The following is a 19,181-nucleotide window of genomic DNA, read 5'->3' on the forward strand; positions in this document are numbered from 1 at the left end:
AGAGGGGAGCATCTATCCGGTGTAAATCCTCCCCCTTTGGGGGAGGTGGCCCGGAGAGCCGGAGGGGGCTCACGCCCCCAGCGCCTCCGCCGTCACCGAAGCCAGATCCTCCGCCCCCGCCGTCACCGCCGCGGCCTGGCCCGGAACCCCGGCCAGCACGTTCTGCGCGTAGATCCGCGCCAGAGCGACCTTCACGGCCTTCCATTCAGCGTCGCCGCCTTCCATGGCCGACACCGCCAGCGCCCCCTTGGCCAGCATCCAGCCGCCGACCACGTCGCCCAGCAGCTTGAGATAGGCCGTGGCCCCCGACAGCGCGTCCGGCATGGCCCGGGCCCGGCGCTCGATCAGCCAGGCGGTGGCCCCGCTGGCGGCGTCCAGGGCGGTCTTCAGCCGCGAGGCCACCAGCTCCAGGGCCGGATCGCCGGCCGCCTCGATCGCCTCGACGGTGTCGCGCATGTCGTCCATCAGGTCGCCGATCGCCTGGCCTTCGCCCAGCATCAGCTTGCGGCCGACCAGGTCGATGGCCTGGATGCCGTTGGCGCCTTCGTAGATCGGGTTGATGCGGGCGTCGCGATAGTGCTGGGCCGCGCCCGTCTCCTCGATGAAGCCCATGCCGCCGTGGACCTGCACGCCCATCGAGGCGACCTCGACGCCCATGTCGGTGGACCAGGCCTTGGCGATCGGGGTCAGCAGCTCCTCGCGCAGCTTGGCGGCGGCGCGTTCGACTTCGGTGGCCCCGTGGCGCGACAGGTCGGCGGCCACGGCGGTCGACAGGCAGATCCCTCGCGCCGCCTCGATCCGGGCCTTCATCAGCATCAGGGTCTTGCGGATGTCGGGATGGTCGAACAGCCGGGCCGGATAGGCGCCCGTCCAGGCCGAACGGCCCTGGGCGCGCTCCAGCGAGAAGGCCAGGGCCTGCTGGTAGGCGCGCTCGGCGATGGCCACGCCCTGCGTCCCGACCTGCAGGCGGGCGGCGTTCATCATCGTGAACATGTGGGCCAGGCCCTTGCCCAGCTCGCCGACCAGCTCGGCCTTGGCGCCTTCGTACAGCATCACGCAGGTGGGCGAGCCGTGGATGCCCAGCTTGTGTTCCAGGCTGCCGACGCGCAGGGCGTTGGCCCCGCCCAGCTTGCCGTCGGCGTCGACCAGCACCTTGGGGGCCAGGAACAGCGAGATCCCCTTGACGCCCGGAGGGGCGTCGGGCGTGCGGGCCAGCACCAGGTGGCAGACGTTGTCGGCGACGTCGTGGTCGCCCCAGGTGATGAAGATCTTCTGGCCGTTTAGCGTGTAGCCGCCCGCGCCGTCCGGCGTGGCCATCGTCGTCAAGGCCGCCAGGTCCGAACCAGCCTGGGGCTCGGTCAGGTTCATGGTCCCGGTCCATTCGCCCGACACCAGCCGGGGCAGGTAGTTGGCCTTCTGGCTGTCGGAGCCATGGTGGGCCAGGGCCTCGATGGCCCCCAGGGTCAGCATCGGGCACAGGCCGAACGCCATGTTGGCGGCGTGGACCATCTCGAAGACCGCGATCTCCAGGGTCTTGGGCAGGCCTTGGCCGCCGTGCTCGGGATCGGCGGCCAGGCTGTTCCAGCCGGCCTGCGCGAAGGCCTTGTAGGCGGCGGCGAAACCCGGCGAGGTGCGGACCACGCCATTTTCCAGCTTGGCGGGCGTCAAGTCGCCCGCGCGATTGATCGGGGCCAGCACCTCGCCGGCGAACACGCCGGCCGCTTCCAGCACCGCGTCGACCGTGTCGGCGTCGGCCTCCGGAAAGGCGGCGGCCAGGTTGTCGAAGCCGGCCACATGGCGCAGGGTGAAGGCCAGGTCGCGGACAGGCGCGCGGTAGGACATGGTCGTTTCCGATCTCGACTCTTGAGCTTGTGGCCCTCGTTTAGAGACATGCGGCCGGCGTGCAAAGTGAGGGTGATCACGGCTTCGTGAAGCCCGCCCCCTTCTTCTACACGCCAAGCTTCTTAAGTCGGAGGTTCAGCAACCGCAGCTGTAACAATTTGGAGACCTTCATGAACCGCCGTTTCGCCCCCTCGCTCTTCAGGGGCGCCCTCCTGGCCGGCGCACTTCTGTCCGCGTCCGTCGCCATCCCGGCCGTGGCCTCCGCCCAGGTCGCGACCGATCCGGCCCAGGCTCCGGCCGGCAACTGGACGCTCGACAAGCGCCATGCCAGCCTGACCATGAAGGTCAAGCACTTCGGCACCTCCAACTACACCTTCCGCTTCGCCCAGGGCGCCATCGACGGGTCCTACGCCTATGATCCGGCCAAGCCGCTGGACACCAAGGTGTCGATCACCATCGACGCCACGGCCGTCGACACCGGCCTGCCGGACTTCAACAAGGAAATCGGCACGGATCCGAAATTCTTCAACGGCGCGCAGTTCCCGAAGATCACCTTCGTCTCGACCAAGGTCGAGCCGGGCAAGCTGACCGGCGACCTGACCTTCCGCGGCGTGACCAAGCCCGTCACCCTGGACGTCAAGTACAACGGCTTCGCCAAGACCCCGTTCGGCTCGCAGATCATGGGCTTCTCGGCGACCGGAAAGATCAAGCGTTCGGACTTCGGCTTCACCCACCTGGCGCCGATGGTCGGCGACGACGTCGATCTGGCGATCGAAGCCGAGTTCAATCCCAAGAAGTAAGATCTGGCCGAAGACGTAAGCTTAGAGACGAGGACGGCCATGACCGCCGAGACGACCCACGAGACCGCCTCGGCGGCGGCCGCTCCGAATCCGCGCCCAGATGCGCGCAAGCGTTACACGACGGTGGCGATCATCCTGCACTGGCTGATCGCCGCCGCCATTCTCTTCCAGGTCATCCTGGGCTGGCGGATGGGCGATGAGCCCAAGGGCCCGGCCACCTACGCCATCTTCCAGCTGCACAAGTCGATCGGCATCACCATCCTGCTGCTCAGCCTGGCGCGGCTGGCCTGGCGGCTGTTCAACAAGCCGCCGCCGCATCCGGTGGGGCAGCCGCGCTGGGAGACGATCGCCTCGCAAGTCGTCCATGTTGCGTTCTACGTGATCATGATCGGCCTGCCGGTCACGGGCTGGATCATGGTCTCGGCCAGCAAGCTGAACATCCCGACCCTGCTGTACGGGACGGTCCCCTGGCCTCACCTGCCGTTGCTGCCCGAACTGGCCACGGAGCCCAAGCACCTCTGGTACAAGGCCGGCGAGATCAGCCACGGCCTTCTGGTCAAGACGACCTATCTGCTGCTGGCCCTGCACCTGGGCGCGGTGGCCAAGCACCAGATCCTCGACCGCGACGAGGTGCTGGGCCACATGGCGCCGGGCGCCAGGCCGGGCTGGAAGGAGCCGCGGGCCTGGCTCGCCGCCGCCGGCCTGATCGCCGTGATCGCCGCCGGCTATCTCTACAAGCCGGCCGTCAAGCGCCCGGCCGCGCTCGCCGCCCCGACCGAGATCGCCGACGTCCAGGCCCCGGCGGCGCCGGCCGCGCCCACGGTCGCGGCGCCCGCCCCGACCACGCCGGCCGCCGAAGCCGCGCCCGCCGCCCCGCCCGAGCCGGACGCGGCTCTGAAGAATCCGGTCGCCTGGAGCGTGGCCAAGAGCTCGACCCTGGGCTTCACCGCCAGCTGGGCCGGCGACGCCATCAACGGTCAGTTCAAGCGCTGGACCGCCGACATCCTGTTCTCGCCCGACGCCCTGGACCGCTCGAAGCTGACCGTCAGCATCGACATGGGCTCGGCCGCCACCGGCGACGACCAGCGTGACAGCAGCCTGCCCAGCGACGACTTCTTCGCGGTCGCCGCCCATCCCAAGGCCACCTTCACCGCCAGCAAGTTCCGCAAGACCGGCGAGGGCCGGTTCGTCGCCGACGGGACGCTGGACCTGCGCGGCGTCAAGAAGCCGGTCAGCCTGCCCTTCACCTTGAAGATCGACGGCGACACGGCCACGGCGCGCGGTGTAACCACCCTGGACCGGACCGCGTTCGGGGTTGGACAGGGTGAATGGGCGTCTACGGATCAGATCGGTGGCAAGGTGAAGGTCAGCTTCGCCATCACGGCCAAGAAGAAGTAGCGGCCGCCGCGCGGGCCCTCCGCGCCGGCGGTCTGGTGCTGTTGCCGACCGAGACGGTCTACGGCCTGGGCGCCGACGCCTCGAACCCGACCGCCGTGGCGGCGATCTTCGAGGCCAAGGGCCGGCCGCGCTTCAACCCGCTGATCGCCCACGTCGCCAGCCTCGAGGCGGCGGCGAAGATCGCCGTGCTCGACGACCGCGCCCTGGCCCTGGCCGCCGCCTTCTGGCCCGGCCCCCTGACCCTGGTGGCGCCGATCAGCGACCCGGCCGCCGTCTGCGACCTGGCCCGGGCGGGCCTGGACACCGTGGCCATCCGCGTGCCGGGCCATCCGCTATCGCGGGCCGTGCTGGCGGCGTTCGGTGGCCCGGTGGTCGCGCCCTCGGCCAACCGCTCGGGCCGGCCCAGCCCGACTACCTTCGAGGACGCCTTCGCCGAGACCGGCGACAAGGCCGCCGCCGCCTTGGACGGCGGCCCCTGCGTGGTGGGCCTGGAATCCACCGTCGTCGCCGTGCTCGACGGCCCGCCGCGCCTGCTGCGCCCCGGCGCCGTGACCCGCGCCCAGCTGGAGGCGGTGGTCGGCCCCCTGGCCGAGGCCCTGGACGACGCCAAGCGCTCGCCGGGTCGGCTGGCCCTGCACTACGCGCCCGACGCGCCGGTGCGGATCGACGCCCAGGCTCCGGCGGCGGGTGAAGCGTTTCTGGCCTTCGGCGCGTGGCCGGCGGGGGAGGGGGTGTTCAACCTCAGTCCCTCGGGCGATCTTGCCGAGGCGGCGGCCAACCTGTTCTCGTTCCTCCGCGCCGCCGACCGCACGCGGCCGTCGGCCATCGCCGTGGCGACCATCCCGGACGAAGGCCTGGGCGAAGCGATCAACGACCGCCTGCGCCGCTCGGCCGGGTTCATAGGATAAGGCCGATGAAATTCCGCATCATGTACCTCGAGGACAAGTCCAAGGGGCTGAACGGCCCGGCGCGGATCGGGCGTGTCAGGCTCTCCAAGACCGGAGAGACGCTCTACTACGCGGGCCGCACGTTCGAGGCCCTGCGAAACTCGGGCCTGAAGGCCAATTTCACCGACGTCGAAACGGCGCAGCCCTTCTGGATCGCCAAGGCGCGCAAGGACGGCGGCGACCGGCTCTACAAGGGCGCGGGCGATCCGCCGGTGATCGACGACGACGTGCGCGAAGAATACTGGCGCGACATTCGGGGCGTGCCCGATCCGGCGTTGGGCTAGTCGAGGGCGGAGCGGATGTCGGTCAGCGGAAAATCGTCGCCCTTGTAGAGCAGTGGCGCGTCCAGTTGCTTGGCCAGGGCGTAGGCGAAGCAGTCGGCGAGGTTCAATTTCGCGGGATGGTAGCGACGGCCGTAGACGAGGTAGGCGCCGAGCGCCGCGGCGGCGAGGTTCTCATCGGGCATGACCTTGGCGCCCAGCCGCTTTAGCCAATCATCGAGATCTTCCTGGGTCGCCAGCCGTCCCCGACCGATCAGGATCAGACCGGTCTCGACATAGTTCACCGCCGAGATGCAGGAGGGATTGCGCTCCAGAATATCGAGAAAGCGCTCAGCCTCCGGCTCGTCGTCGCCAATGGCGACCAGCGCCGAAGCATCAACGGCGATCACCGATCGTCATCCACATCCGTGACGCCAGGAATTTCCCAGAGCGCGTCAAAATCGGCTTTAGTGACGTTGAGCTTGACCTTGTCCAGCCCGGCCTTGCGGCGAAATTCCGCTGTCGCCGCCCGCATGCTTTCCAAGGTCCGCCGTGGCGGTTCGGGTTGTTCCCGCGCCAGCGCCTCGCGCGCCAAGGCGTCGATGACGCCAGTAATCGTCTGGCCCCGCAACGCGGCGATCTCGCGCACGGCCTTCTCGGTCTCGGGGTTCTTGATGAAGATGCCCATCGCGGCCTCCGGTATATACCGCAGTATATACTATTCGCCGCGCCCTCGGAAGCGTATCCTCCGCCCCCATGACCAAGCCCGTTCCCGCAGACGTCGTTTCCCGCCTCAAGGCCGTGCTCGGCGAGGGCGGGTGGAGCCAGGACCCCGACCGCCTGGCGCCCAAGCTCAAGGAGTGGCGCGGCCGCTGGAGCGGTCAGACGCCGCTGCTGGCCCTGCCGCGCTCGACGGCCCAGGTTTCGGCGGTGGTCGGGATCTGCGCCGCCGAAGGCGTGGCGATCACCCCCCAGGGCGGCAACACCGGCCTGGTCGCCGGCCAGATCCCCCAGGGCGAGGTCCTCTTGTCCACCGAAAAGCTGACTGTAGTACGGGATATCGACGCCTTCGACGACGTCATGGTGCTGGAGGCCGGCGTCACCCTGGCCGCCGCTCATGAGGCGGCGCTGTCGGTGGGGCGGCGCTTTCCGCTCAGCCTGGCGTCCGAGGGCTCCTGCACCATCGGCGGCCTGGCCTCGACCAACGCCGGCGGCACGGCGGTGCTGCGCTATGGGACCATGCGCGACCAGATCCTGGGGATCGAGGCGGTGCTGCCCAATGGCGAGGTCTGGAACGGCCTCAAGCGGCTGCGCAAGGACAATACCGGCTACGACCTCAAGCACCTGCTGATCGGGGCCGAGGGGACGCTGGGGGTGATCACCGCCGCCAGCCTCAAGCTCTATCCGCTGCTGGCCTCGCGCTGCGTGGCGATCGCCGCCGTCGCCACGCCGCATGACGCCATCGCCCTGCTGGCCAAGGCCAAGGACGAGACCGGCGGGGCGGTCGAGGCCTTCGAGCTGATGAGCCGGCTGGGCGTGGCCTTCGCCCTGAAGAACATCCCCGGCCTGCGCGAGCCGCTGGAGGCCGTCCACCCCTGGTACGTGCTGGTCGAGACCGCCTCGGGCGAGCCCGGCGCGGCCGAGGCGGCGATGGAGCGGCTGCTGTCCGGCGCGCTGGAGACCGGCCTGATCCAGGACGCCGCCGTTGCTCAATCCGACACCCAGGCCCACGCCTTCTGGGCGGTGCGCGAGAACCAGTCCGGCGGCCAGAAGCCCGAGGGCGCGGCCTGGAAGCACGACGTCTCGGTGCCGGTCTCCAAGGTCGCCGCCTTCATCGACCAGGCCACGGCGGCGATGGAGAAGTTCTCGCCCGGCGTCCGCGTCGTGGCTTTCGGCCATGTCGGTGACGGCAATGTCCATTACGACGTGCTGCGGGCTGACGGCGCGTCCGACGATCCGCACGACGCCCTGCGCGATGAGGGCGCCCGGATCGTCCACGACATCGTCGCGGCCATGGACGGCTCGATCAGCGCCGAGCACGGCCTGGGGGCGATGAAGTCGGTCGAGGCCCTGCGCTACAAGAGCCCGGTCGAGGTCGCGGCCCTGCGCGCGGTGCGCGCCGCCCTCGACCCCCAGCGGATCATGAACCCGCGCGTACTGTTCTGACCCTTCTGACCGCCAGGCAGACGCCGATGGCGATCAGAGCCCCGACCGGAACCGTCGCCTTGTAGAAGCCGGCCGCCGAGCCGGGACCCAGCACGTTGATCGCCGCGGGGACGAAGCCCCACAGGCCGTCGCTCTTGCGCATCCAGAACGCCCCGACCCCGACGAAGCACAGCACGGCCCACAGCACGCGATATTTCAGCGCCCGGGTGCGGATCACCAGGAACAGGCCGGTGATCATCACCAGCGGCCAGGCGAGGGCGGCGAGAAGGCCGAGGGTCTGCGGCATGGTCAGAGCGCCGCGTCGGGAGTGGGGGCGGCTTTGGGCCTTGCCCAGACGCCTGTCAGGATCAGGATCGCGCCCAGGGGTAGGATGAAACTGAGGGTCCACGGATCGAACCGCGAGAAGCCTTTCGCCGCCCCGGCCCCGATCAGTGAAACGTTCACCAACTGCCAGGCGAAGACGCCGTTGAACCAGTTCATCTGCACGCTGCCGACGCCAAACAGCGAGGCGATCACCCACAGCCATTTGCGCTTGAGGCCCTTGGTGCGGATCACCTTGACCAGCGCGGCCAGCATCAGGGCGAGGCTGGCGACCATCGCCGCCAGGAAGGCGTACTGGGCGGGCGATTTGCCGACCAGGCTGAACTTCAAGGTTTCGAGTTCCTGGCTGGTCGCCACGCGAACATTGAGACCGATCAAGGTCCAGGTCTTGGCGCCCTCCGGGCGTTTCAATGATATCTGCGACAGGACGACCTTGCCCGGATAATCGTACTCGTGGCTAAGGAACGCGGTCTTGCCCTGGCCCAGCATGGTCACGTAGTTCCAGCCCACGGCCTTGCCCAGCGACGGTTCGCCCGGCGGGATGTAGGTCTTGATCTTGGCTATATCCGCCGCGCCTTGCGGCGTGCGCAGGTCCGAAGAGAGCCGGGCCTGGAAGGCGGACGAGTTGGTCCGGAGTTCGGTATAGGCCGCCCGCGCCACGGCGTCGGTTTCAGGGTCCAACGCGGGGGCCTTGCAACTCGTCAGCGCGACGGCCAGCGCGCACCCCATCAGAACCCGCGCCATACGCAGGGCGTTCGCAAACTTGATCATCTCATCCCCCAACCGATAGCGGGCAACATCGCGGCGAGCACGACCATTGTCCAGCGCCGCACTAGCCGTCGCCGCCAGGAGGCTCTATCTCCCCGGCCATGCTGATGGTCATCTCCCCCGCCAAGTCGCTGGACTTCACCGCCCCCGACCAGGTGCTGCCGCTCACCACGCCCGAGCTGAAGCCCCAGATCGCCGAGCTGGCCAAGCTGACGCGCAAGCTGACGGCCGCCGACCTGCGCCGGCTGATGCACATCTCCGAGAAGCTGGCCGAGCTGAACCACGGCCGCTTTCAGGCCTTCGACGCCCAGGTCGAAGAGGGCCTGCAGGCGGTCATCGCCTTCAATGGCGACGTCTATGCCGGCCTGGCGGCGCGCGAGCTGGACCGCCCGGCCCTCGACTGGGCCCAGGACCACCTGCGCATCCTGTCGGGCCTGTACGGCGTGCTGCGGCCGCTGGACGCCCTGCAGGCCTATCGCCTGGAGATGGGCACGCGGCTGAAGACCAAGCGCGGCAAGAACCTCTACGACTTCTGGGGCGAGACCATCGCCAAGACCCTGAACGCCGCGGCCAAGGACCATGCCGACCCCACCCTGGTGAACCTGGCCAGCCAGGAATATTTCGGAGCCGTCGACGCCAAGGCCCTGAAGCTGCCCACGGTCACCTGCCACTTCAAGGAAGAGAAGGGCAACGCCCTGCGGGTGCTGGGCTTCTTCGCCAAGAAGGCCCGCGGCCGCATGGCCCGCTACGCCATCGACAACCGCATCGACAAGGCGGCCGACCTCAAGGGCTTCGACCTGGACGGCTACCGGTTCCGCGCCGACCTCTCGACCCCCGCCGACTGGGTTTTCGCTCGCCCTTAGCCCTGAATTCATCTACCGATGAATTTATAAGCGCTCGCCCATCGCAAGGGCGAGCTATATGCTGCGCTGCAGCATAATGGGAAGCCGTAGCATTTTCGAGCGAAGTGGACACCGGTTCGCGTGAAGAAAATGCGTCAAAACAAAGAGCTAGCAGGGAACGTCGATGGCCGTGGATTTCGGTTTGCAGGGCCAGGTCGCGATCGTGACCGGGTCGACCAGCGGCATCGGCCACGCCATGGCCGACGCCCTGGCCGCCCAGGGCGTCAACATCGTCCTCAACGGCCTGGGCGAGATGACCGCCATCGAGAAGACCCGCGCCACCATGGCTGAAAGGCACGGCGTCGAGGTGCTCTACAACGGCGCCGACATGACCAAGCCCGGCCAGATCGACGACATGATCCGGGCCGCCAAGGCCGAGTTCGGCGAGCTGGACATCCTGGTCAACAACGCCGGCGTCCAGCACGTGGCCCCGATCGAGGACTTCCCGGCCGACCAGTGGGACCTGATCATCGCCATCAACCTGTCGTCGGCCTTCCATGCCATCAAGGCGGCGGTGCCGATCATGAAAGCGCAGGGGCGCGGGCGGATCGTCAACATCGCCTCGGCCCATGGCCTGGTCGCCTCGCCGTTCAAGTCGGCCTACGTGGCCGCCAAGCACGGGATCCTGGGCCTGACCAAGACCGTCGCCCTGGAAACCGCCACCTTCGGGATCACCTGCAACGCCATCTGCCCGGGCTTCGTGAAGACTCCGCTGGTCGAGGCCCAGATCACCGACCAGGCCAAGGCCCGCGGGATCTCCGAGGAGGCGGTGATGCGCGACGTCATCCTGGCCGCCCAGCCGACCAAGCAATTCGTCACCTTCGATCAGCTGAACGGCCTTCTGCTCTATCTGGTCTCCGACGCCGGGGCCTCGGCCAACGGCGCGGCCTTCTCCATCGACGGCGGCTGGGTGGCGCAATAGCGTTTGGCTTCCTGGGCGACCTATAAAACGCCGTCTCCCCGGCGAAGGCCGGGGCCCAGGTGAAACCCACGAGCCGCTCAGGCTGAATCTGGATCCCGACCTTCGTCGGGAAAACGGGAGTGGGGAGGAAGCGTACCGACTGTCGCAAGCACGGAGCCCGCCCCATGCCGATCGGTCTGTTCAAGGGAAAGCCCAAGGGACCCAAGCCCATCGCCTTGGCCCTGCAGGGCGGCGGTTCGCACGGGGCCTTCGAGTGGGGCGTGCTCGACCGCCTGCTCGAGGAAGAGGACCTGGAAATCCTGGCGGTGACCGCCGCCTCGGCCGGGGCGATGAACGCCGTCTGCCTGGCCCAGGGCCTGCTCGACGGCGGCCGCGACGGGGCCAAGGCCCGGCTGGAGCGGTTCTGGAAGCAGGTCAACCGCAACGGCGGCCGCAACGTGTTCGGCGACAGCGGCGTCTGGACCAACGCCTTCGCCGGCAAGGCCGACTGGATCAAGAACACCCCCGGCTGGCGGATGGCCGAGACCTTGGCCCTGTCGATGAGCCCCTACGAGTTCAATCCGCTCAACCTCAACCCGCTGCACGACGCGCTGGAGGGCGAGATCGATTTCGCGGCCCTGCGCGAGCGCTCGCCGATCAAGCTGTTCATCTCCGCCACCGCCGTGCGCACCAGCAAGGCCAAGGTGTTCCGCGAGACCGAGCTGACCGCCCGCCACATCATGGCCAGCGCCTGCCTGCCCCAGGTGTTCCAGGCGGTGGAGATCGACGGCGAGCCCTACTGGGACGGCGGCTTTCTCGCCAACCCGCCGCTGTGGCCGCTGTTCCACGACGACACCCCCGACGACATCCTGCTGGTCAGCCTCAACCCGTTCGTCCGCGAGGAGACGCCCAAGTCGCCGGGCGAGATCATGGACCGGCTCAACGAGATCACCTTCAACGCCGCCCTGGCGGCCGAGTTGCGGGCCATCGGCTTCGTGCAGAAGCTGCTCGACGAGGGCCTGCTGAAGGACACCGCGCGGGGCCGCTATCGCAAGATGCTGATGCACGCCATCACCGCCGACAAGGCCCTGGCCGACCTGTCGCTGGGCAGCAAGTTCGACACCGAATGGAGCTTCCTGACCGACCTGCGCGAACGCGGCCGCAAGGCGGCGGACGAGTGGCTGGGCCACTGCCTGACCCAGGTCGGGGTCAGTTCCAGCCTGGACCTCAAGGCGGGGTTTCCGTGATCAACGACCGGGGACAGGCGCATGCGCCTGTCCCCGGTCGCTTGACGCGGCCCGAACCAGGCGTATCTGACCCCCATGGTTTCCGCTTCCACCGCCGTCGCCCCCGCCGCTTCCGAATTCCCCGTTCCCACGGTGGGGGTCATCTGTCTGCGCGGCGACCAGGTGCTGCTGATCAAGCGCGGCAATCCTCCGCGCCAGGGCCAGTGGAGCCTGCCCGGCGGCCGCCTGGAATGGGGCGAGACCACGCTGGTCGCCGCCCTGCGCGAACTGGTCGAGGAGACCGGGGTGCGAGCCGAGCTGCTGGGTCTGGTCGACGTGGTCGACGGCCTGTTCACCTCGCGCACCACCGGCGAGACGACGCGGCACTATCTGATGATCGACTACGCCGCGCGCTGGCTGTCGGGCGAACCGGTGGCCGGCGACGACGCGGCCGAGGCGCGGTTCGTGTCGCTGGCCGAGGCGCTGGAAATGGTGGAGTGGGACGTGACGCGGGCGGTGATCGCGGAGACGTTTAGGCGGTTTGGTGTTGCACAACCTATGCTATAGTATCGGCGATTTTGTGGGGGAAGCGCTATGAACTGGCTGGCGAAACTGTTTGGTGGCATCTCCGGTCGAGAGCCAGAGGCAAAGCCGAGCGCGGTTCAACAAAAGGCGCCCTCTCAAAATGTGCGTAAGCTCAGGGTGGTTGGCAAGGGTGGCTATCCCCGCGATGCCGTTGGCGAAAGCAACTATCAGGAAGCACTCTCGCGAGTTTGCGGTGGCCACAACCGTCACGGCCATGAGTTGACGACGACAGGTGTTCTTATGCCAGAGCCGACTAATCCATATGATCCCAACGCCATCATGGTGACGATCGGAGGAGAGCGAGTCGGATACCTCGCGCGAGATGAAGCGAAGCGTTATGGTGATGCCTTGGTCGCCGCTGGCTTTGGTGGTCAAAGCGCGACGGTGGATGTGAAGGTCGTGGGTGGTTGGCGGACCAATCAACATGACGAAGGGCATTTCGGCGTGAAGCTCGCACTCCCCTGGCCGGTAAAGTTCGAGCACTGATCCTCGGTCGCCGAGGGCGTCTGGCCAAAACGTGTCATTGACGGAGGTCGAGATCGCATCCGACGGACGGGCGTTTGACGGAAACCTTCAACTTCTCAGCCGTCATCCCGGGCCTTGCGCCGGCGCGCCACGATCGGGGACAGGCACATGTGCCTGTCCCCGCCCGGGCCTGTCTCTTCAGCTCTTCCGGAAGAACGCGTGAATCCGCTCGGCCAGCGGCTGGCTGACCCCGTCGACCTTCATCAGGTCCTCGATCCCGGCCCGTGACACGCCCTTGGCCGAGCCGAACGCGTGCAGCAGGGCCTTCTTGCGGCCCGGACCGACGCCCTCGATCTCGTCGAGCGGGTTCTTCTTCAGGTCCATCGACCGCCGCGTGCGGTGGGCGCCGATCGCGAAGCGGTGGGCCTCGTCGCGCAGGCGCTGGAGGTAGTAGAGCACCGGCGACTTGGGCTCGAGCATGAACGGGACCTTGTCGGGCATGAAGAACCGCTCCAGGCCGGCGTCGCGGTCCGGGCCCTTGGCCACGCCGACCACGGCGATGTCGTCGACACCCAGGTCGGCCATCACCTCCAGCGCCGCGTCCAGCTGGCCCTTGCCGCCGTCGACCAGCACCAGGTCGGGACGGGCCCCGCTGTCGCCGCCTTCCTCCTCCTTGACCAGGCGGGCGAAGCGGCGCTTCAGCACCTCCTTCATCATGCCATAGTCGTCGCCGGGAGTGAGCTCGGTGCTCTTGATGTTGAACTTGCGGTACTGGCTCTTCATGAAGCCGTCCGGCCCGGCCACGATCATGCCGCCGACCGCGTTGGTCCCCTGGATGTGGCTGTTGTCGTAGACCTCGATCCGCTCGGGCGGGGCGTCCAGGCCGAACGCCTCGCCGACCCCGGTCAGCAGCTTGGTCTGGGCGCTGCCCTCGGCCATTTTTCGTCCCAGCGCTTCGCGCGCATTGGTGAGCGCATGGCCCACCAGGTCGGCCTTCTCGCCGCGCTTGGGGGTGCTGATCTCGACCTTGCGGCCGCTCTTCAGGGCGAAGGCCTCGGCCAGAAGTTCGTGGTCGGCCGGCTGCAGGTTGGTCAGGATCAGGCGCGGGATCGGCTTGTCGTCGTAGAACTGGCCCAGGAAGGCGGTCAGGATCCGCTGCTCCTCGGTGGCCGTGTCGTCCTCGTCCTCGGCGTTGCCGGTCACGCGCGGGAAATAGGCGCGGTTGCCCCAGTTCTGGCCGGCCCGGAAGAAGAACACCTGTACGCAGGCCTGGCCGCCCTCGACGTGCAGGGCGACGACGTCGGCCTCCTCGACGGTCTCGGGGTTGATCTGGCTTTCCTGGGCCACGGCGGCCAGGGCGCGGATGCGGTCGCGCAGGCGCGCGGCGCGCTCGAACTCCAGGTCCTCGGCGGCGGCCTCCATCTCGGCCGCCATCTTGGCCATCACCGCGCGGGACTTGCCGCGCAGGAAGTCTTCCGCCTGGTCGACCAGGGCCTGGTAGTCGTCCTTGCCCACCAGGCCGGTGCAGGGCGCGGCGCAGCGCTTGATCTGGTGCAGCATGCAGGGCCGCGAGCGGGTCTCGTAGACGCTGTCGCTGCACGAGCGCAGCAGGAAGGCCTTCTGCAGGGTGTTGAGCGTGCTGTTCACCGCCCCGGCGCTGGCGAACGGCCCGAAATAGTCGCCCTTGATGGTGTGGGCCCCGCGGTGCTTGCGCAGTTGCGGGGCGTCGTGGTCGCGGCGAATGACGATCTCGGGGAAGCTCTTGTCGTCGCGCAGCAGCACGTTGAAGCGCGGCTTGAGCTGCTTGATCAGGTTGATCTCGAGCAGCAGGGCGTCGGCTTCGGTGCGGGTGGTGACGAACACCATCGACCGCGTGGCGTCGACCATGTGGGCGATGCGGTTGGTGTGGAAGCGGCCCTGGGCGTACTGCACCACCCGCTTCTTCAGGCTCTTGGCCTTGCCGACATAGAGGACCTCGTCGTCCTCGCCGATCATCCGGTAGACGCCGGGCGCGTCGGGCAGGCGCGAGACCTCGTCCTTGATCAGGGCGGCGCCTTTCAGGGCGTTTTCGGCAGGGGCAGGGGCGGTGTCTTGGTCCACGGTGGACATATAGGCGAGTCTGCGGCGGTCAGCGATCTTCGAGGCTGTGGTGAACGGTCGCGATCAGCACGCGCGTCGCTTCGACCCGGTAACGAATGACGTAACCGTTGGCGCCGAACGGGACAAATAGCTCCCTGCCTTTACTTCGCAGCGCCTGCACGCCGCGTTCGGGAAATTCGGAAAGCGACATCATCGCTTCGAAGATCAGCGGACCGACACGCGCCGCGGCATGGACGTCCTTGTCGATCAGCCAATTTTCCAAGCGTCGCACGTCGGCATAGGCGCGTGGTGTAACAACGACGGGTTTCATCGCGGCGGCGACGGACCGTCCGATGTACCCCAGCCGCGCATCCAAGACTCGAGTTCTTCTAGTGGAATGCCATCATCGTTCGCGATCGTTGCGTCGCAGATCGCATCGACCTCTTGCCAAATCGCAGCGTCTTCCTCGAGCAGCCGCAGAGCAAAATCCTCTACGCTTTGGCCCACGGCCTCGGCGCGCGCCTTCAGGCGCTCAGCGAGCGCCTCGTCGATCTTCAGGGTGATTTCGCCGTCGGCCATACCCGATCATCCTCCCGACGCCGTTTGTCGTCAACGCGGCGGGGCTGTATGGAGCGCCCCATGACCCTGCGCCCGCTCTTCGTCACCCACCTCTATGAAGGCAGCCTCGCCGCCGACAAGGGGTTCCCGGCCTTCAACGCCCAGCTGGAGGACGCCTGCCGGGCGATCGCCGCCGAAGATCGGGCCGGACGGGCCTGGGCCAAGGAGAAGGGCTACAACGGCTACACCTCCTACGCCTCGCTCGACGACCTGCCGCGGCGCGACAGCCTGTTCGCCGACCTGAAGAAGAAGCTCGACAAGCACGCGGTCGCCTTCGCCAGAGACCTGAACCTGGAGCTGGCCGGCGGGCGGCTGGTGATGGACAGCCTGTGGATCAACATCCTCAAGCCGGGCGGCGCGCACAGCGGCCACATCCATCCGCACAGCGTGCTGTCGGGCACGGTCTATGTCGCCGTCCCGCCGGGCGCCTCGGCCCTGAAGCTGGAGGATCCGCGCCTGCCGCTGATGATGGCCGCCCCAACCCGCCAGACCGACGCGCCGGAGGATCGCCAGACCTTCGTCTACGTCCAGCCCCAGCCGGGCGCGGTGCTGATGTGGGAAAGCTGGCTGCGCCACGAGGTGCCGGCCAACGCGGCCAGGCAGGAGCGGATCAGCATCAGCTTCAACTACGCCTGGAAGTAACATCTTCTCTGTCATCCCGGCCTCGGGGCGCGCAAGCGGCCCGCCTGACGACGGGCTGGCGCGCAGCGCGAAGATCCGGGACCGACGCCTGAGCGCATGTGCTTCCGGCGATCCCGGATCGGCGGCCCTGCGGGTCTTGTCCGGGATGACAGCTTTGGTGGGTTTTGAACCCTCTCCCACCGCTCCGGGTTACTTCTGGATGACAGGAGAGTTTCCATGTCCCACGCCCAGACCCCCAACCACTCCGGCGCGGCGATCACGCTGCAGAAGGTTCACCCGTTCGGCGAGGCCAGCCTGGTGCTGACCACCACGGCGGCCAGTCCCGGCGGCCGGCTGGCCGACCGCCACAGCGCCTATCACGACAACCTCTCGCCGCCGCTGGTCTGGACCCCGGTGGCGGACGCGGCCGCCTACGCGATCATCGTCGAGGACCCCGACGCCCCGCGCGACCGGCCGTTCATCCACTGGCTGATCTGGAACATCCCCGGCGAGGCCACCAGCCTGCCCGAGGGGCTGCCGCAGGGGGCCAGCCTGGGCCTGGTCGGCGGCGCGACCCAGGGGCGCAACGACAGCGGCGCGGTCGGTTATTTCGGGCCGCGTCCGCCGGTCGGCCACGGCGTGCACCACTATCACTTCCAGATCTTCGCTCTGGCCGAGCGGTTGCCATTCGGGCCGGAGACTCAGCTTTCGGATCTGGTCAACGCGCTGAAGGGCGACTCCCTGGCCTCCGCCGACCTGATCGTCACCTACGAGGCGGCGGGCGCGTAGTCGGGTTCGGCCTCGTCTCCGCCCTCGGGCGTGGCGGGGCGCGAGCGCCAGTGACGGTCCAGGCTCCAGGCGGCGATGGCCAGCCACAGCAGGCCCAGGAACGCATGGCCGCGCTGCCAGAGGCCGACGTCGGAGCCCGTGCGCACGTTCCACACGCCGGTCAGCAGGGCCAGCACCAGCAGCAGGCCGAAGAACCAGCCCAGCGAGAAGTGCGCCAGGCGGCGATGCTGGGGCTTGCCCCACAGCGCCCAGGCGGTGAACAGCGGCGCGAACTGGATGGCCAGGCCCACGCCGCAGGCGCGGTGCATGGGGTCGGGCCAGTGGAACAGGCCGGCGAACAGCGCCCCCAGGCCGGTCATCGCCACCCACAGGCCGGCGAAGGCCGAGACCCGCCGCCGGCCGCCGGCCTCCTCCAGCGCCTGGGCGAACCCGGCCCCGGCCGCCATGCCGGCCAGGCCGGCCAGCACCATGCCGACATTGAAGATCAGGGGGTTGGGGGCGGCCGGTCCGCCGAGCTCGCTGATGAACTGGGCGCCGGCGTTGAATCCTGGAAACAGCCGCTGGGCCAGCCAGACGTCGGCCACCATGACCACGGGCGCGATCAGGCCGATCCTCAGCAGGCTGCCAACGCTCAACACTCGTCCCGTCTCCGGATGTTCCACGGGTACAGATCGCGCCGGGCGGGGGCGGGGTCAAGGTGGATGACGACATCCGACGGGGACAGGCACATGTGCCTGTCCCCAACCGCGAACGCCCCTACTTCCTCCCGAACAGGTTCCCGAAGAAGTCGCCCTTGTTCCAGCGCGGCCGGGCCGGCGCGTCGGCCAGTTCGCGGGCGATCTCGTAGTTGACCAGGGCGAAGCGGGCCGCGGCCTGGTAGTTGATCGGCTGGCTCAGGTCGTCGCTCGGCTTATGGTAGTGGGTGGCCAGGAAGTCCTTGAAACCCTTCTCGCCGCCGTTCTTGAAGCCGGTCATCAGGAACACCGACGGCACGCCCTGCTCGACGAAGCGGTAGTGGTCGGAGCGGGTGAACAGGCCTTCCTCCGGCAGCGGATCGGGCGACAGCGAGACGCCCACCCGGCCGGCGGCGCGGGCCACGGCCGGACCGATCGACGAGCGGTCGGCCCCGAACGCCACCACGTCCTGGAAGTCGTACAGCAGGATCGGCATGTCCAGATTGACGTCGGCGACCAGGTTGGCCTTCGGCACGGTCGGGTTGTGGGCGAAATATTCCGAGCCGATCAGGCCCTTCTCCTCGGCCGTCACCGCCAGCAGCAGGATCGAGCGCTTGGGCTTGGTCCGGGCCTCCTTGAAGCCGCGCGCCACCTCCAGCAGGGTGGCGACGCCGGAGGCGTTGTCCAGCGCGCCGTTGTTGATCTTGTCGGCGTCCTTGCCGTGGGTGGTGATCCCCAGGTGGTCGAGGTGGGCGCTGAGCACGACGACCTGGGCCTTGAGCGCCGGGTCCGAACCCTCGATCAGCCCGGCCACATTGCTGCTCTGGCGCTTCTCGATCTCGGTCTTCAACTGGATGGTCGCCTGGGTCGGCAGGGCGAAGCCCCTGACCAGGCCGTCAGGCGTCTCGGCGGTCGCCAGCACGGTCTCCAGGGCGACCGGCGCGCCGGTGAACAGCTTGGCCGCGCCCTTCAGGCTGAGGGTGACCAGGCTGGGGGCGTCGCCGCCGCGCACATAGGGGACGTCCTGGGCGTCGCGCCAGTTCATCCGCCATTCCTGGTAGCCGGCCACGCCGCGCGCGAACGGGCGGCGCTTCTCCGAACTGGTGGTCGGCATGGTCAGCACGCCGACCGCGCCGTGCTTGGCCGCCTCGGCCCGCTTCACCCCGGCATTGCCGTAGTGGGCGCGTTCCTCGGTCTGGAAGCCGCTCGGCGCGCCGCTGAGGAACACGACGATCTTGCCCTTCACGTCGAGGCCCGCATAGTCGTCGCGGCCGCGTTCGGGGGCGACGACGCCGTAGCCGACGAAGACCAGCGGCGCGGTCAGCAGGACCTCGGTCTTGCTGGGTTGGGCGGCGGGCAGATAGTCCTCGCCGAAGGCCAGGGCGCCCGACTTGCCGTTGGCTCCGGTATAGGAAACCCCGCCCTCCGAGGCCGAGCGCGAGGCCGTCAGCGGCACCTGCTGCAGGTAGGAGCCGTTGTCGCCGGCCGGCTTGACGCCCAGCTGGGCGTATTGCGAGGCCACGTAGTTGGCGGCGATGTCGTAGCCGCGGGTCCCGGCCTCGCGGCCTTCCATCAGGTCGTCGGCCAGGAAGGTCATGTGCGCCTTGATGGCGGCGGGCGAGGGCGTGAAGGCGGCGGCGACGGCGAGTTTGGGCTTGGCCTTGGACGCGGTCTGGGCGGCGAAAACGGGTTGAACGGTCAGCAGCAGGGCGGCGCCGGCGAGGGCGGCGCGACGGGAGAACGGCATCAAGGCAGGCTCCTAAAGCATTTTCGAGCGAAGTGACTTCCGGTTCGCGTGAAGAAAATGCGCCAAAACATA

22 protein-coding genes are annotated in these 19,181 nt (G+C 68.4%); 12 read left to right on the top strand and 10 right to left on the bottom strand.

Annotated elements, in window-relative coordinates:
• Positions 1 to 69 precede the first annotated feature (69 nt).
• Positions 70 to 1,842, bottom strand: coding sequence for an acyl-CoA dehydrogenase (locus ASD79_RS03540; protein ID WP_056719639.1), 1,773 nt, complete (start codon positions 1,840 to 1,842; stop codon positions 70 to 72).
• Positions 1,843 to 2,012: 170 nt separating this feature from the next.
• Here ASD79_RS03540 and ASD79_RS03545 point away from each other — a divergent pair, with 170 nt between their 5' ends.
• The 4 genes from ASD79_RS03545 to ASD79_RS03560 are packed head-to-tail and all read left to right on the top strand — an operon-like array spanning position 2,013 to position 5,271.
• Entirely contained in the window at positions 2,013 to 2,642 is a 630-nt protein-coding gene (locus ASD79_RS03545; protein ID WP_056719640.1) for a YceI family protein, read from the top strand.
• A 39-nt stretch (positions 2,643 to 2,681) separates the two neighbouring features.
• Entirely contained in the window at positions 2,682 to 4,040 is a 1,359-nt protein-coding gene (locus ASD79_RS03550; RefSeq protein ID WP_056719641.1) for a YceI family protein, read from the top strand.
• A complete protein-coding gene (locus ASD79_RS03555; protein WP_056719642.1) occupies positions 3,971 to 4,948 on the top strand; it encodes an L-threonylcarbamoyladenylate synthase in 978 nt (325 codons plus the stop codon). The genes ASD79_RS03550 and ASD79_RS03555 overlap by 70 nt, the downstream gene beginning before the upstream one ends.
• A gap of 5 nt (positions 4,949 to 4,953) precedes the next feature.
• Complete coding sequence (locus ASD79_RS03560) at positions 4,954 to 5,271, top strand: hypothetical protein (protein ID WP_056719643.1); 318 nt, start codon at positions 4,954 to 4,956, stop codon at positions 5,269 to 5,271.
• Here ASD79_RS03560 and ASD79_RS03565 read toward each other — a convergent pair.
• Together ASD79_RS03565 and ASD79_RS03570 are read right to left on the bottom strand one after the other, a co-directional pair.
• Entirely contained in the window at positions 5,268 to 5,657 is a 390-nt protein-coding gene (locus ASD79_RS03565) for a type II toxin-antitoxin system VapC family toxin (RefSeq protein ID WP_056719644.1), read from the bottom strand. The two genes, ASD79_RS03560 and ASD79_RS03565, sit on opposite strands and share 4 nt — an antisense overlap.
• Positions 5,654 to 5,935 carry a type II toxin-antitoxin system VapB family antitoxin gene (locus tag ASD79_RS03570; protein ID WP_056719645.1) on the bottom strand — a complete coding sequence of 94 codons (282 nt, stop codon included), beginning with the start codon at positions 5,933 to 5,935 and terminating at the stop codon, positions 5,654 to 5,656. The genes ASD79_RS03565 and ASD79_RS03570 overlap by 4 nt, the downstream gene beginning before the upstream one ends.
• 68 nt (positions 5,936 to 6,003) lie before the next feature.
• Here ASD79_RS03570 and ASD79_RS03575 point away from each other — a divergent pair, with 68 nt between their 5' ends.
• Positions 6,004 to 7,413, top strand: a complete 1,410-nt coding sequence (locus tag ASD79_RS03575; RefSeq protein ID WP_056719646.1) for an FAD-binding oxidoreductase — start codon at positions 6,004 to 6,006, stop codon at positions 7,411 to 7,413.
• On the opposite strand, the gene ASD79_RS03580 is transcribed toward ASD79_RS03575, so the two are convergent.
• Together ASD79_RS03580 and ASD79_RS03585 are read right to left on the bottom strand one after the other, a co-directional pair.
• Positions 7,388 to 7,699, bottom strand: a complete 312-nt coding sequence (locus tag ASD79_RS03580) for a hypothetical protein (RefSeq protein WP_056719647.1) — start codon at positions 7,697 to 7,699, stop codon at positions 7,388 to 7,390. The genes ASD79_RS03575 and ASD79_RS03580 overlap by 26 nt on opposite strands.
• Before the next feature lie 2 nt (positions 7,700 to 7,701).
• The gene (locus ASD79_RS03585; RefSeq protein WP_056719648.1) at positions 7,702 to 8,505 is read right to left on the bottom strand and encodes a hypothetical protein; all 804 of its coding nucleotides are present in this window, start codon (positions 8,503 to 8,505) and stop codon (positions 7,702 to 7,704) included.
• Between the two features lie 98 nt (positions 8,506 to 8,603).
• Here ASD79_RS03585 and yaaA point away from each other — a divergent pair, with 98 nt between their 5' ends.
• From yaaA to ASD79_RS23680, 5 genes are all read left to right on the top strand, one after another.
• On the top strand, positions 8,604 to 9,365 hold the full coding sequence (gene yaaA / locus ASD79_RS03590) for a peroxide stress protein YaaA (protein WP_056719649.1): 762 nt from the start codon (positions 8,604 to 8,606) through the stop codon (positions 9,363 to 9,365).
• Between the two features lie 163 nt (positions 9,366 to 9,528).
• Positions 9,529 to 10,326 carry a 3-hydroxybutyrate dehydrogenase gene (locus tag ASD79_RS03595; RefSeq protein ID WP_056719650.1) on the top strand — a complete coding sequence of 266 codons (798 nt, stop codon included), beginning with the start codon at positions 9,529 to 9,531 and terminating at the stop codon, positions 10,324 to 10,326.
• A 164-nt stretch (positions 10,327 to 10,490) separates the two neighbouring features.
• The gene (locus tag ASD79_RS03600) at positions 10,491 to 11,552 is read left to right on the top strand and encodes a patatin-like phospholipase family protein (protein ID WP_056719651.1); all 1,062 of its coding nucleotides are present in this window, start codon (positions 10,491 to 10,493) and stop codon (positions 11,550 to 11,552) included.
• Between the two features lie 75 nt (positions 11,553 to 11,627).
• On the top strand, positions 11,628 to 12,098 hold the full coding sequence (locus tag ASD79_RS03605; protein WP_056719652.1) for an NUDIX hydrolase: 471 nt from the start codon (positions 11,628 to 11,630) through the stop codon (positions 12,096 to 12,098).
• A gap of 27 nt (positions 12,099 to 12,125) precedes the next feature.
• Positions 12,126 to 12,602, top strand: coding sequence for an HIRAN domain-containing protein (locus ASD79_RS23680; RefSeq protein WP_156400342.1), 477 nt, complete (start codon positions 12,126 to 12,128; stop codon positions 12,600 to 12,602).
• 177 nt (positions 12,603 to 12,779) lie between these two features.
• Here the strand turns inward: ASD79_RS23680 and uvrC are convergent, their stop codons facing one another.
• The 3 genes from uvrC to ASD79_RS03620 are packed head-to-tail and all read right to left on the bottom strand — an operon-like array spanning position 12,780 to position 15,239.
• Positions 12,780 to 14,690, bottom strand: a complete 1,911-nt coding sequence (gene uvrC / locus ASD79_RS03610) for an excinuclease ABC subunit UvrC (RefSeq protein WP_056719653.1) — start codon at positions 14,688 to 14,690, stop codon at positions 12,780 to 12,782.
• 19 nt (positions 14,691 to 14,709) lie between these two features.
• On the bottom strand, positions 14,710 to 15,036 hold the full coding sequence (locus ASD79_RS03615; RefSeq protein WP_235524309.1) for a type II toxin-antitoxin system RelE/ParE family toxin: 327 nt from the start codon (positions 15,034 to 15,036) through the stop codon (positions 14,710 to 14,712).
• Positions 14,988 to 15,239: a hypothetical protein gene (locus ASD79_RS03620; RefSeq protein WP_056719655.1), complete on the bottom strand. Its 252-nt coding sequence runs from the start codon at positions 15,237 to 15,239 to the stop codon at positions 14,988 to 14,990. Before ASD79_RS03620 ends, ASD79_RS03615 begins: the two co-directional genes overlap by 49 nt.
• A gap of 60 nt (positions 15,240 to 15,299) precedes the next feature.
• Here ASD79_RS03620 and ASD79_RS03625 point away from each other — a divergent pair, with 60 nt between their 5' ends.
• Entirely contained in the window at positions 15,300 to 15,920 is a 621-nt protein-coding gene (locus tag ASD79_RS03625) for a TIGR02466 family protein (RefSeq protein WP_056719656.1), read from the top strand.
• Between the two features lie 216 nt (positions 15,921 to 16,136).
• Positions 16,137 to 16,688 (top strand): YbhB/YbcL family Raf kinase inhibitor-like protein, encoded by a 552-nt coding sequence (locus ASD79_RS03630; RefSeq protein WP_056719657.1) that lies wholly within the window; start codon positions 16,137 to 16,139, stop codon positions 16,686 to 16,688.
• Here ASD79_RS03630 and ASD79_RS03635 read toward each other — a convergent pair.
• Together ASD79_RS03635 and ASD79_RS03640 are read right to left on the bottom strand one after the other, a co-directional pair.
• A complete protein-coding gene (locus tag ASD79_RS03635; RefSeq protein WP_156400343.1) occupies positions 16,667 to 17,350 on the bottom strand; it encodes a DUF998 domain-containing protein in 684 nt (227 codons plus the stop codon). The genes ASD79_RS03630 and ASD79_RS03635 overlap by 22 nt on opposite strands.
• 94 nt (positions 17,351 to 17,444) lie before the next feature.
• The gene (locus tag ASD79_RS03640) at positions 17,445 to 19,109 is read right to left on the bottom strand and encodes a M20/M25/M40 family metallo-hydrolase (RefSeq protein ID WP_056719659.1); all 1,665 of its coding nucleotides are present in this window, start codon (positions 19,107 to 19,109) and stop codon (positions 17,445 to 17,447) included.
• Positions 19,110 to 19,181: the final 72 nt, after the last annotated feature.

The organism is Caulobacter sp. Root655, assembly GCF_001427665.1.
Lineage (GTDB): Bacteria > Pseudomonadota > Alphaproteobacteria > Caulobacterales > Caulobacteraceae > Caulobacter.